Origin of the sequence: Bradyrhizobium sp. dw_78 (genome assembly GCF_018449525.1) — a bacterium.
Classification (GTDB): Bacteria; Pseudomonadota; Alphaproteobacteria; order Rhizobiales; family Xanthobacteraceae; genus Bradyrhizobium.
Genome location: NZ_JAAVUS010000001.1, coordinates 669,119 through 682,009 on the forward strand (window position 1 = coordinate 669,119; position 12,891 = coordinate 682,009).

At 61.0% G+C, this 12,891-nt stretch carries 12 protein-coding genes; 8 read left to right on the forward strand and 4 right to left on the reverse strand.

The window, feature by feature from the left end; all coding sequences use genetic code 11:
* Positions 1–144: 144 nt before the first annotated feature.
* Positions 145–1,563 (reverse strand): TAXI family TRAP transporter solute-binding subunit, encoded by a 1,419-nt coding sequence (locus HB630_RS03025; RefSeq protein ID WP_213769958.1) that lies wholly within the window; start codon positions 1,561–1,563, stop codon positions 145–147.
* Positions 1,564–1,860: 297 nt separating this feature from the next.
* Here HB630_RS03025 and HB630_RS03030 point away from each other — a divergent pair, with 297 nt between their 5' ends.
* The gene (locus HB630_RS03030) at positions 1,861–2,214 is read left to right on the forward strand and encodes a phasin family protein (RefSeq protein WP_213769959.1); all 354 of its coding nucleotides are present in this window, start codon (positions 1,861–1,863) and stop codon (positions 2,212–2,214) included.
* A gap of 106 nt (positions 2,215–2,320) precedes the next feature.
* The gene (locus HB630_RS03035) at positions 2,321–2,530 is read left to right on the forward strand and encodes a hypothetical protein (RefSeq protein WP_213769960.1); all 210 of its coding nucleotides are present in this window, start codon (positions 2,321–2,323) and stop codon (positions 2,528–2,530) included.
* A gap of 332 nt (positions 2,531–2,862) precedes the next feature.
* Here HB630_RS03035 and HB630_RS03040 read toward each other — a convergent pair whose 3' ends face one another.
* Positions 2,863–3,852 (reverse strand): tripartite tricarboxylate transporter substrate binding protein, encoded by a 990-nt coding sequence (locus tag HB630_RS03040; protein ID WP_213769961.1) that lies wholly within the window; start codon positions 3,850–3,852, stop codon positions 2,863–2,865.
* A 239-nt stretch (positions 3,853–4,091) separates the two neighbouring features.
* Between HB630_RS03040 and HB630_RS03045 the strand changes: the two genes are divergently transcribed.
* Positions 4,092–5,390 carry an MFS transporter gene (locus HB630_RS03045; RefSeq protein WP_213769962.1) on the forward strand — a complete coding sequence of 433 codons (1,299 nt, stop codon included), beginning with the start codon at positions 4,092–4,094 and terminating at the stop codon, positions 5,388–5,390.
* 201 nt (positions 5,391–5,591) lie between these two features.
* The gene (locus tag HB630_RS03050; protein ID WP_213769963.1) at positions 5,592–7,424 is read left to right on the forward strand and encodes a long-chain-acyl-CoA synthetase; all 1,833 of its coding nucleotides are present in this window, start codon (positions 5,592–5,594) and stop codon (positions 7,422–7,424) included.
* Between the two features lie 68 nt (positions 7,425–7,492).
* Here HB630_RS03050 and HB630_RS03055 read toward each other — a convergent pair whose 3' ends face one another.
* Positions 7,493–8,542: a HoxN/HupN/NixA family nickel/cobalt transporter gene (locus tag HB630_RS03055; RefSeq protein WP_213769964.1), complete on the reverse strand. Its 1,050-nt coding sequence runs from the start codon at positions 8,540–8,542 to the stop codon at positions 7,493–7,495.
* A 218-nt stretch (positions 8,543–8,760) separates the two neighbouring features.
* On the opposite strand from HB630_RS03055, the gene HB630_RS03060 reads away from it, so the two are divergent.
* From HB630_RS03060 to HB630_RS03075, 4 genes are read left to right on the forward strand one after another with little or no spacing between them, the layout of a single operon-like run.
* Entirely contained in the window at positions 8,761–9,006 is a 246-nt protein-coding gene (locus HB630_RS03060; RefSeq protein ID WP_213769965.1) for an acyl carrier protein, read from the forward strand.
* Positions 8,993–10,375, forward strand: coding sequence for a fatty acid--CoA ligase family protein (locus HB630_RS03065; protein ID WP_213769967.1), 1,383 nt, complete (start codon positions 8,993–8,995; stop codon positions 10,373–10,375). Before HB630_RS03060 ends, HB630_RS03065 begins: the two co-directional genes overlap by 14 nt.
* Positions 10,368–11,102 (forward strand): SDR family NAD(P)-dependent oxidoreductase, encoded by a 735-nt coding sequence (locus HB630_RS03070; RefSeq protein ID WP_213769968.1) that lies wholly within the window; start codon positions 10,368–10,370, stop codon positions 11,100–11,102. The genes HB630_RS03065 and HB630_RS03070 overlap by 8 nt, the downstream gene beginning before the upstream one ends.
* A 48-nt stretch (positions 11,103–11,150) precedes the next feature.
* A complete protein-coding gene (locus tag HB630_RS03075) occupies positions 11,151–11,339 on the forward strand; it encodes a hypothetical protein (protein WP_213769969.1) in 189 nt (62 codons plus the stop codon).
* 32 nt (positions 11,340–11,371) lie between these two features.
* Here the strand turns inward: HB630_RS03075 and HB630_RS03080 are convergent, their stop codons facing one another.
* Positions 11,372–12,310 carry an alpha/beta hydrolase gene (locus HB630_RS03080; protein WP_249780613.1) on the reverse strand — a complete coding sequence of 313 codons (939 nt, stop codon included), beginning with the start codon at positions 12,308–12,310 and terminating at the stop codon, positions 11,372–11,374.
* Positions 12,311–12,891: the final 581 nt, after the last annotated feature.

A 12,891-nucleotide genomic window follows, 5' to 3' on the forward strand; every position in this document is an offset into this window, starting at 1 on the left:
ACCGTCTGAGCCGGCGACCTTACAGCGTTTTCGAGCGAAATGGGTACCGGTTGGCATGAAGAAAATGCGCCAAAAGCAACGAGCTAAATCCAGATTTTGATGCCGCCTGAATCGAGCAGGTTTTGGCGGCAATCCTCCGCTAAATTATTGCCTGCTTCGCAGTCGCGGGGGATCGAAGGTTACGTTGCCGAACGCCGCGTAGCGGTCCGCGGCCGAGCGGCGAAATTGCTCGAGCGCCAGGTTGAAGGCGGCCAGGTCGCCTTCCTCGATCGCGCCGTCGTCAAACGCATTCAAGGTCTCGCGGACGATGTTGTCGACCTCGCCTTGCATGCTGCGCAGCTCGTCGGGCGAATTGGCGTCGCGCGCCTGGGTGGACAGCGTCAGCACGCGATCACGCAGCGCGATGCTCTGGGCCTTTTCGTCCCGCTTCAGATAAGAGCGGAACCAGGCTCCGGCCGAGCCGAGGCCCGAGAGCAGCAGCAAGGCACCCCAGATATAATCGCTGTATTTTTCCAGAAAGGTCCGTTCGGTCCCGTCGATATAGGCCGCGGCCCCACGATGCGCCGGCAGTGCCGCATCCTTGCTGGTGTCGGGCGTCGCGATATTGGCGGCACCTGGCAATTCTCTTTCCAGCGCCTGCCGGGCGCCGAATAATTGCCGCGTGAAGGTGCCGACCGATGTCTCGGATAGTTCGCGCCGCGCGACGATCAGATGGTTGACGCTCACGGTCTCGACCTTGTCGTCGGGCCGCGCCGGTGACGAGCTGAAGGTGCTGCCGGGAATTTCCTCGGACTCATAGAGCGGATGCTTCTCCGCGATCGCTTCGGATACGTCGATCGGCAGGAATTTCGGCTCGCCGCGTTCGCGCGCCGTGGTCGCGATCGCCTCGGCGGTGATCTTGCTGTCCAGCGGCCCCACCGCCATGAAGGCGTCGATGCTCTTGTCGTGTGCCATCTCGCCGAGCTGATTGACGGCGAACTGCACCACGGCGACTTTCTCCGGAGCGATGCCCGACTCGCTCAGGATGACGCGGAGCAATGTGACGTTGGCTTGCGTCGTTCCGATCACACCAAGGCGCCGGCCGGCGAGATCTTCCAGGCTCTTGACCTTGGACGCCGGTATCTTCCTGGAGCCGTTGCCGGATAGGCCGGAGGGCGCCCATAACACGACCATATTTTTGCGCAGGATCGCAACCGATTGGGCGTCGGGCGGCATGGTGAGGTCGCCGCGGGCCACGGCAAGGTCGGCTTTGCCGGCCCCCAGCAGCGCCAGGCTCGCGGTCGCGCTGTCGGTCGGAAGCACCGACAATCTGACCGGGCTCTTCTCCCGGGAGAAGGTCTGCGCCAGGGCCTGTATCAGTTTCTGGTCGTCGCTGCCGGAAGGCCCGACGGCAATGCGCAGGATCTCCGGCCGCAAGGCATAATAGAGCACGCCAGCGGCGACGGCGAAAACAAACAGTCCGGCAAACAGGATGAAAAACGAAAAGCGTCGTCGCTTCTGGCGGAGCAGAGGCGCGCCGCTCAACGGCTCGTTCGATTCCTGGGTTTTGTCGATTGTAACCATGAATCCTTTTGGCGACCATATAACGGATATTTCAATGAATTCCTTCGATCGCCGGCGCGGTGGTTTCCGCAGTCGTAGCTGCCTGCCGGCTTATTGTCATCTGCCGTCCGGCCTTCGACACCGAATCTTTTCGCCACGGTAAAATAGTCGAAAACGGTCTTTAGAATGATCCTGGCCGGAATGCCGGTAAAGTTCTTGTCATCATCCACCGTTCCACGGATGGATGAGGGGAAAATATGGCAGGGACGCAGTTACGAAACCATGCTAGCTGCTAATTTTTAGATCGGGGAAGATGGGATGACAGAAACTAAACTGCACGTGCCGGCCGAATTGCGTGACCTTGTCGAAAAAACCATCGACCACACGGAAAGAGCATTCGGCATGTTTTTCGGTGCCGCCAGCAAATCGGCGGCGGCGATTCCGGGGCCGGGAACCGAGATTTCCAAACAGGTGCTTAGCTTCACCGAGCAGAATGTGATGTCAGCATTCGAGCAGGCGCGGAAGTTGGTGCAGGCGACCGATCTTCAGCAGGCCCTGCAAATTCAAACGGAATTTCTGCAAAGCCAATTTGCCAGCGCTGGCGAACAGATGCGGCAGATCGCCGCCAACCTTGCGTCCGCCGCAAAGGATGTATCGAAGCGCGAGCCTTGACACCGCGCTCACGACGCGCGTGTAAAATTAACATGCCGCAATTTTCGTTTCATTGCCTTATCGTCTCGTTGTGCTACAAGCGCGCGTCTTAAGTAGAGGAGCCGACATGGCCAAGAAGAAAAAATCAGTAACGAAAAAACCGGTGAAGAAAAAGTCAGTTAGGCGGGCTTGGACAGCGGCGGATGTGCGTGAATTGAAATCGCTTGCCAAAAAGAAGGTCGGGGTCGCCAGGATTTCGAAGGCGTTGAAGCGAACCGTGGGTGCAACCGCCGTCAAGGCGCATCAGTTGGGGGTATCGCTGGATACCCGCGGATAGACGGCTGCGAGAGCATGTTCGGTTCTGATTGAATCAGAACCGAAGCTCTAGATTATTGTTTTGACGTGTTTTCTTCACGCGAACCGGTATACCCGTTATCCAAGTCCAGAGCCGGCTTTCACTCGAAAACGCTCTCGGTCCCGTTCTGATTCAACCGGAGCCGGCTTTTGAGCATGATCCGGACCCGGAGGGCTGCGTTAGCGCAAAGCGGAAACCGGTTTTCCCTCGCGACAAACGCGGAACGCGTTTGTGCAGGAAGGTCATGTTCAAACAAAAGATAGAGCTGGCAAAAAGATAGGGCTGGATGACTTTTCGAAGAAAAGTCGTCCGGCTTAGAGCTCTCTCTTTTGTCCGGACATTTCCACCACCTTGCGCCAGCGGTCGGTTTCAACCGCGAGCATGGCGGCGAACTGCTTGGCGTTGCCGGCGATCGGAATAGCGCCAAGTTCGGTGATCCGCGGCTTGATGGTCGGATCGGCGAGCGCGGCGTTGATTTCCTTGTTCAGGAGATCGACGATTTCCGCCGACGTGTCGTGCGGGGCGCCGACGCCGTAGAACGAACTGGTCTCATATCCCGGCAGCGTTTCGGTGATCGACGGCACGTTCGGCAGGATATCCGACCGTTCCTTGGTGGTGACGCCAAGCGCGCGCAGCTTGCCGCTTTTGACGAATTCGAACGACGACGAGACATTGTCGAACATGCCCTGGATATGGCCCGACATGACGTCGGTCAGGCCCGGCGCTGATCCGCGGTAGGGGACGTGGGTGAATTTGATCCCGGCCATCGCCTTGAACAATTCGCCGGAAAGATGGAGCGATGTCCCGACGCCCGACGAGGCGATGCTGAGTTCGCCTGGATGCGCCTTGGCATAGGCGATGAACTCGGCGACGTTGTGAATCGGCAGATCGTTGTTGACCACGAGCATCAGCGGAATGCGGGCGACGCCCGCAACCGGCACGATGTCTTTCGCGAAATCATAGGTCAGCGTCGGATCGAACGAGGCGTTGATGGCGTTGGCGGTGCTGGTCAGCAGCAGCGTATAGCCGTCTGCCGGCGAGTTGATCACATACTGGGTGCCGATATTGCTGCCGGCGCCGGGCTTGTTCTCGACCACAAAGGGCTGGCCCAGCCGGTCGGACAGGTATTGGCAGACCAGCCGCGACAGCACGTCGGTCGCGCCGCCGGCGGTGTAAGGCACCACCCAGCGCACCGGTTGCACCGGATAGGCGGGCGCGGCCTGCGCCGATGTCATCGATTTCGGCAGCAGCAGCCCGGTTGCGGCACCCGCTGCCGAATGGAATAAAGCGCGCCTGGAGATCATTGCGGCCTCTCGTCAGTGGATCGGGCAATCATCAACTCGGACAATCATCGCAGAAACCAGACCGCGCTACACGATGTAGTATCCATCATGGTAAAGGTTGGGTGCGCAAATATGACCGTCTGGCTGCCGATATTCTCGCCGGCGCCGTTCGTCCCGCGATCGGCTCCGGGGATTGACGGGAGCTTTCACCGGCGGAAGATGGCCCGTGGCGCAGCCGGTAACTTTGATGGATGGGACGGATGGCAAATCGATCTTCGCAGGCTGCCGCGGCTGAACCGGATCGGCCGGCTTTCTTCGCCCGCACGACGCTGGCCGTCACCATCGGCAACATGCTCGAGTTCTACGATTTCATTACCTATAGTTTTTTCGCGATCCAGATTGGACATACCTTTTTTCCCTCGCATGGTCAGTTCGGCAGCCTGATGCTGTCGCTGGCGACCTTCGGTGCAGGCTTTATTACGCGTCCGATCGGCGGCATCGTGATCGGATCCTATTCCGACCGGGCCGGCCGGCGGCCGGCGATGATCCTGAGCTTTGCCATGATGGGATGCGCCATCATCGTGCTGGCGCTGACCCCGTCTTACGAGCAGATCGGCATCGCCGCGCCCATCATCGCCATCATCGCGCGCATGGTGCAGGGTTTTTCGCTGGGCGGCGAGGTCGGGCCGACCACGGCCTATCTGATGGAATCCGCCGCGCCCGGCAGGCGAGGGCTTGCGGTTTCCTGGCAGCCGGCGAGCCAGGAAATCGCGGCGACCGCGGGCGCGCTGGTCGGCGTCGTGCTGTCGAAACTGATGAACGAGGCCGACCTCACGGCCTATGGCTGGCGCATCGCGTTTCTGATCGGCGCGGTCAGTCTGCCGTTCGGGTTGTATTTGCGTGCCGCGCTACCGGAAACGGTGGATCTGAGTGAGGCCGCGAAACGCCCTGCCGGCAAACGGCTCGGTATCATGCGCGACCACGCCCGCGTCATCGTACTCGGCCTGCTCATACTGGCGAGCGGCACCATCGCCACTTACGTCACGCAATACATGACGACCTATGCCGAGAACACGCTGCATGTGGCGACCGATCTCGCCTTCGCCACTTCTGTCGTCAGCAACGGCCTCGCCATCGCCGGCGCGCTTTACGGCGGCTGGCTCGCCGACCACGCCGGGCGATGGCGGGTCATGGTGTGGCCGCAGCTTGCCACGTTGCTGCTGACGTATCCGGTCTTCCTGTGGATCGTGGAGACGAAGAGCGCGATGTCGCTGCTGGGCGGATTCGGCTTGCTGTCGCTGATCGGCAGCATTCCCTACAGCGCGTTCTATGTCGCGTTCACGGAATCTCTGCCGCAGAACATCCGCGGCGGCGCCCTTGCCACGATCTACGCGGTGGCGATCGCGAGTTTCGGTGGAACCGCGCAACTGGTCGTCACCTGGCTGCTTCATGTCACCGGCAATGCGCTGGCGCCGGCCTGGTACATGCTGTTTGCCAGCGCGGTCGGGCTTGCGGCGATGGCGATGATGCGTGAAACCGCGCCCGCAAGCCGATTTTAACTCTGTCCGGTGAGAGCCTTATCGGTTCTGATTGAATCAGAATCGGGCTCTAACATTTTGTTTCGACGCGTTTTCTTGACGCGAACCGGAATCCGTTTCACTTGAAAACGCTATAAGGGCCCGGATTTAACGAATCCGATTAACCCCTGACCGGGCGCGCGCGGCTATAGATGGCCCGAATCGATCCGCGAGCCTTCGGCCATGAACGCAGAACCTATCGAGCGATCGACAGATGGACGGCCGCGGCAGGGCAGGCCGTCGGCAGCCAAGATCTGGCTGAAGGCGATCGAGCGCACCTCACGTATCGAAGCCGAGCCGCATTGTTTGTTCGCCGACATCGTTGACGGCCATGCGGCGCGGCAGCCGGAGCATCCTGCGCTGCTGTCGGAAACAGAGACGTTCAGCTACGAATATCTCGCCGACCGCATCAACCGCTATGCGCGCTGGGCGCTGCAAGCGGGTATCAAGACCGGCGATACGGTCTGCCTGTTCATGCCAGCGCGGCCGGATTATCTCGCGGCCTGGCTCGGCATCACCAGGGTTGGCGGCGTCGTCGCACTGATCAACACCAAGCTTGTCGGCTTGTCGCTGTCGCATTGCATCAACGTCGCGGAAGCCGATCACGTCATCCTGGCCGCCGATCTTGCCGCAACTTTCGAGACTGCGGCGCCCTATTTGAACCGCGTGCCGAAGGTCTGGCTTCATGGCGGCGATCAGGTCGAAACGGGCGAGGTCGGCGAAGCGCTGGATGCAATTCTGGACCGGACGAGTGGCAGCGCGCTGACGCCGGACGAGCGGCGCGGCATTACCATCAATGATCGCGCGCTGCTGATCTACACTTCGGGCACCACAGGCCTGCCGAAAGCGGCCAGCATCAGCCACCGCCGCATCCTGAACTGGGGCGGCTGGTTCGCCGGACTGACCGACGCTTCACCCGACGATCGGCTGTATGATTGCCTGCCGCTGTTTCATAGCGTCGGCGGCATCGTCGCGCCGTGCAGCATGCTCAGCGCGGGCGGTTCCGTGGTACTGCCGGACAAATTCTCGGCCGGCCAGTTCTGGCGCGAGATCGTGCGCTGGGATTGCACGCTGTTCCAATATATCGGCGAACTTTGCCGGTACCTGCTGAAAGCGCCTGCATCCGAATTCGAACGGCAGCATCGGTTGCGGCTGGCCTGCGGCAACGGGCTGCGCGGCGATATCTGGGAAGCTTTCCAGGTGCGCTTCGCGATTCCCCGGATCCTCGAATTCTATGCGGCGACCGAGGGCAATTTCTCGCTCTACAATGTCGAGGGCAAGCCCGGCGCGATCGGCCGGATTCCGCCACTGCTGGCGCATCGTTTCCCGGCGGCGATCATCCGGGTCGATCCCGAGCTTGGCACGCCCGTCCGCGACGCCGACGGACTTTGCATCGCCTGCGCGCGCGGCGAGGCCGGCGAAGCCGTGGGACGGATCGGAATCGCGGACGAGGGCGGCGGCCGTTTCGAGGGTTACACCGATGCCGCGCAGACCGAAAAGAAGATCCTGCGCCACGTGCGGGCCAGGGGCGATGCCTGGTTTCGCACCGGCGACCTGATGCGGCTCGACGAGCAGGGCTATTTTCATTTCGTCGACCGGATCGGCGATACCTTCCGCTGGAAAGGCGAGAACGTCGCGACCTCGGAAGTGAACGCGGCCGTGGCGGATTGCCCCGGTGTCATCGAAGCGGCGACCTATGGCGTCGAAATTCCCGGCGCCGACGGCCGCGCCGGCATGGCCGCGATCGTGGTCGATTCAAGTTTCGATCTCGGCGAATTCGCCAGTCACCTGTCGCGCCGGTTACCGGCCTATGCCTGTCCGGTGATGATCCGCATCTGCACGGCGCTCGATAGCACCGAGACCTTCAAGCAGAAGAAACACGGTCTGATGCGCGAGGGTTTCGATCCGCATCGCGTCACCGATCCGCTGTTCTTCCGCGAGCCGAAATGCGGCACGTATCGCCCGGTCGACGATGGCGCCTATGCGCGCATTCTCGATGGTTCGATCAGATTATGAATTAGCTTCCGTCGGCTTGGGCGGCGGTGACAAGGGCGATTGACCCCAATCCGACAGGCGGCATCCGATCAGAACGGCTGCGCGACTTGCGGATGGTCGAAGCCCTTTGCCCGGTATACCGCCGCGGAAACGATCCAGCTTGCGATGAAGATGCCGACAACCGCCAGGCCGAAATTCGTCAAATTGTTATTCAAATTGCCGATCAGGCCCCAGAATCCGCCTTCGAGTCCGAGTTTTTCTCCAATCAATCCGAGCGCCTCCACGCCTCCGATGAAGAGAGCCACCACAACCGACGCGGCTGTGATCGTGAGATTGTACCAGAGCTTCCGGACCGGATTCACGAAGGCCCAGCCATAGGCGCCGGTCATCACTACGCTGTCGGTCGTATCCATCAGCGACATGCCGGCGGTGAACAGGGCGGGAAAAACCAGAATGGTCGAGAATGCCGTGCCCTGTTCCATTTGGGCGGCCGAGATGCCGAGCAGGCCGATCTCCGTGGCGGTATCGAAGCCAAGGCCAAAGAGAAAGCCGATCGGATACATTTGCCAGGATCGCGATACGACGCGGAACACGGAACGGAACATTCGCGCCAGGAGACCTCGACCCGCCAGCAGCGTATCAAGGTCTTCCTCGATGATCTTCTCGCCGCGGCGGGCGCGGCCGAACGCCGACCATATGCTTTTCAGGATGAGGAGATTGGCGAGGCCGACGATCAGCAAAAACAGCGCGGATACGCTGGTCCCGATCACGCCACCGATGTTGTGAAACGTTTCGAGCTTGTTCTGCATGGCAGCCGCCGTGGCAACGGCAACCGAAGCCAGAATAACGATGGTGGAATGCCCGAGTGAGAAGTAGAAGCCCGCCGAGAATGGCGATTTATCCTCCTGCATCAGCTTGCGAACGACATTGTCGATGGCGGCGATATGATCGGCATCGAAAGCGTGCCGAAGGCCGAACATGTAGGCGAGGGCGGCCGTGCCGAGCAAAGCCGGCTTGCCGGTAAACGCCATCAATGCCCAGATCCAGGCCGCGATATTCGCCGCAACAAGCAGGATGTAGATCATCGCGATTTTGGCTTTGATCCGTACCGGCCGGTCGTCAAACGGATTGGGGAACACGCTTGATCCTTCCGGTTACGGCGCCAGTCTGAGTTGCCATTGGATCTTCTGTATGTGATGTTTTATTAACTTTAGCATACTGTTGTCCCCGTCCCAAATGGAGGCGGAGCGGCGAGTTTCGGTTTACCAACGCGCGCAAAAGACCGCGGCCGGGCCGGGATATTTCACATTTGCGCCCTATGATGCCGTTTCGGGGCTCAGAACAAGGCGGAACATCCATGTCGGTAAGGTTAAAGATTCTCGCGGCGATACGGCAGGTTGCCGTGGAGCAGAAGGTGACGTTGCCGCCGCTCGACGACGCGTTGTCGCTGCACGAAACCGGATTCGATTCGCTGGCCTTTGCAATCCTGGTGGCGCGTCTGGAAGACGATCTCGGCATCGACCCGTTCACGATGTCGGAGGACGCCACCTTTCCTCTCACCATAGGCGACTTCATCCGGGCCTATGAAAATGTCCCCGCGTGAGATTTTCGCGCTGCGCGACTATCTCGGCCCGGAGCTGAAGGGCCGCACGATTTCCGACGCGCAGCGGATCGTCTCGCTGACGGATATCCTCGAACATAGCTGCCTCGCCGGTCGCCTTGAGGAATTGTCAGGGCGCTCGGTGCTGCTGGCTGTCGCCGATCAACTGATCTCCGGCCTGGTGATGACGGAGCTCGACGGCGTGGCGCGACGCATGCTGCTCTGTCCGCCCGACCTCAAGGCCGATCATCTGCAAAGTCTGATGCAGGACGCCGAGATCGACGCCGTGGTCACCGACCATCCGGCGCAATGGGAGGGCGCGAACAGCAAGCTCGTGGTGTACGCGCAACCGCCGGCAAAGGCCGCCATAAAAGCCAGGACCGAACGCGCGACCGAATGGCTGATGCTGACATCGGGCACATCGGGCGCGCCGAAGATCGTCGGGCACACGCTGGAAGGTTTGACCGGCGCGATCGTCGCCGACGGCCCAGCGCGCGGCGGCGCCGCTGTCTGGGCCACCTTCTATGACATCCGCCGCTATGGCGGGCTTCAGATTTTCCTGCGCGCGATCATCGGCGGCGGTTCGATGGTGTTGTCGAATCCGGGTGAGGCGCTGGCCGATCATGTCGCGCGGTTGCAAGCGCGGGGCGTGACGCATATTTCCGGCACGCCGTCGCATTGGCGCAAATTGTTGATGAGCGGCGCCGCCAAAGGCTTCGCCCCGCGCTACGTCCGCCTGTCGGGCGAGATCGCCGACCAGGCCGTGCTCGACGGCTTGCGCGCGGCGTTTCGCGATGCGTCTGTGGGCCATGCCTATGCCTCGACCGAGGCCGGCGTCGGTTTCGCGGTCAATGATGGCCGTGAAGGTTTTCCCGCCGCTCTGCTTGGAATTCACGACGGCGTCGAAATGAAGGTCGAGGAAGGCTCGCTGCGAATCCGCTCGACGCGCACGGCCCATGCCTATATCGGCCGGCAGGCCGCAGCTCTCACGGACGTTGAAGGTTTCGTCGACACCGGCGACATGGTGGAGTTGCGTGGCGGCCGTTACCATTTCGTCGGCCGGCGCGGCGGCATCATCAATATCGGCGGCCTCAAGGTCCATCCCGAGGAGATCGAAGCGGTGATCAACCGTCAGCCGGAAGTCCGGATGTCGCGTGCCAAGTCGCGGCGCAGCCCGATCACCGGCGCCGTCGTGGTCGCCGACGTCATTCTTGCCGACGGTGATGACGCCGGCCGTGGCGACGAAATCCGCGCCCGGATCCTGGCTGGTTGCAAGGCCTCGCTCGCGCCCCACAAGGTGCCGGCCGTGATCAAATTCGTGCCATCGCTGGAGATCACGGCGGCCGGAAAGCTGGCTCGGCACGATGCATAATGTCCTGGTCACCGGCGGCAGTCGCGGTATCGGGCTCGCCATCGCGCGCCGGCTAGCCGGCGCCGGCTATCATGTCATCGCGGTGGCGCGGCACGAGAACGACGAACTGAACGACGCGATCCAGGATGCGATCCGGCAGGGCCGGGGCGCGCTCCGCTTTAAGCCGTTCGATCTCAGCGATGTCGAGGCCATCCCAGGCTTCGTGAAGCAACTGCGTGACGAATTCGGCGCGATCCACGGCCTCGTCAACAATGCGGGAATCGGTACCGAAGGGCTGCTCGCCACGATGCACAACAGCGATATCGAGGCGCTGCTTCGTCTCAACATCCTCTCGCCGGTCGTGCTCACCAAATATGTGGTGCGGCACATGATGGCTGACGGCGCCGGCCGCATCATCAACATGTCTTCGATCATCGCCAGCACCGGTTATAACGGCCTGTCGGTCTATGGTGCGACCAAGGCGGCGGCGACCGGCTTTACCCGGTCGCTCGCGCGCGAAGTCGGCAAGCTCGGCATCACCGTGAACGCGATCGCGCCCGGCTTCGTCGATACCGAACTGACGCAGAGCCTGTCGGACGATCAGCGCCAGCGCATCGCCGGCCGCAGCGCGCTGCGGCGGCTGCCTGAAGTCGAGGATGTCGCGCGCATGGTGGAATTCCTGCTCGGCGACGGCGGCCGTAATATTACGGGGTCGGTGCTGACGATCGACGCCGGTAACACGGCTTGAGCCTTGATATCCTGACGCATTTCGTTGCACGGCTCTTGCGGTGCAGCGATGATCGCTGTCTCGATCTCCTCGAAAATGCGCCAGGCTTTGACGTTTTTGGCCACAATCGCCAACGACAATCTCCGGATGCAGACATTGGCGGTGATTTCCATTCTGGCGCTGCTCGCGATTGGGGGGGCGGCGTATACGGATCGGCTCCTCACCAGCGAGCAGACCGTGCAGCAGCGCGCCGATTGAGATCGGCGCCTCGCTTCTGATTCAAGCAGACTCTAAGAGCCTTGCGCGCCCGGTTTTGGCGCGTTTGGCGTTGGAGTGACCGGGGCCGTCGCGCCGGAGTTTTGCGCCGTCGGCTTCTTGGATTTCTGATCTGGCGGCGCGGCCGGCACCGGCGGATTGGCGATCAGCGGCCTGTCGGTGCTCGTCGCCGACAATTCGCTGGTGGAGTGGTCACCCAGGAAATGATCGAGATCCGCCTGGATCTTCTGCTTCACGGCGTCGGGGCCACGATCGCTCATGTCGGTGTGCTGGAATTTGGTCCTGACGATGTCGACGCCGTCCCTGATCGTCTGGGCTGCGGAAGGCAGCACGCCGGGATCGGCCTTGAAATTCGGATCGTCGGAGCGAAACGACAATATCTTCATCCTGTCGCTGACCACGAACGGCACGCGCAGATTGTCGAGCGTGACCACCTGCGCGACCAGTTCGGGATGCTGCTTGGCGAAGTACATCGAGATGTCGCCGCCGTTGGAATGCCCGACCAGCGTCAGGTGACGATAGTCCGCGTCAGGCTGCCGGCCCTTCAACTCGTCGAGCACGAACAGGATATTGGACTCGCCTTTTTTATAGACCGCGGTTCGGCCGACATAGGGCTCGCCCGGAACCGTCATCAACGGTGGGTCGCCCGGATTGTCCTGCTGAATGCTGGCAACCAGATATCCACGTGTCGCGAGCACGTTGGCCAGGAACGAATATTCGGTGTTCTTGACGGTGTTGCCATTGCTGATGATCGCGACCGGGAGCTTCCAGAAGCCTTCGTCCGCTTTCAGCCGGAAATCGCGCCGCACGGCGAGATCGACGGTCACCGGCCGCTGCCGCGAGGCGTCGAACAGATCCAGCGTTTCGTGGCTGATGCCCCACTTGCTGATGGCGAAATAGACGCCAGCCGTAAGCAGACAGACGCACGCCAGAACTGTGATTCCCCTCTTCATGGTTTCCTCGGATCACTTTGATTCAACACATGGTGTAAAACGTTTATCGGTCGAGTAGGGAAGCATCGAAACCAGAATTAATTTTGGGTAATTTTGCTGCTTTGCAGCAAATTATGCTGTTGGATTGTTGATTTCATGCGTGTTGGTACGAAAATAGGCGGCTTTCTACACTAATTATCTACCTGCGGTCGCCACCCTTAATCTAACAGCCGCAATTCTTTCGAAACGCGCGCCCTAATTCCCCCACACTTCGCCATCGTCGTTTTGGGCAGGCAGGCCGGAACGACGGCATGGTCTTCTCATGCCATTATTAATCAGGAGTGCTGCATTGGAATCTGCGCGATGCGAGCGGCCTGCCTCGCTCCCCTTTGCTTTCGCCGTTGAGTTGATTGTCTCGGGTGCAAGCCGCCCCGCGCGATGCCGCAAGCCCGCGCAGCCGCCGGGATCAGCCATCATTGTCCAGCGCGATGGCCGATGATCGATACGATGTTCAGTTAAATGCGGCGGCTATGCCCCATTCCGGACAATACAATTGATCTTCTCAAGAAGCTTGAGAAATCACGCGAGGCGTTTCGCAAACC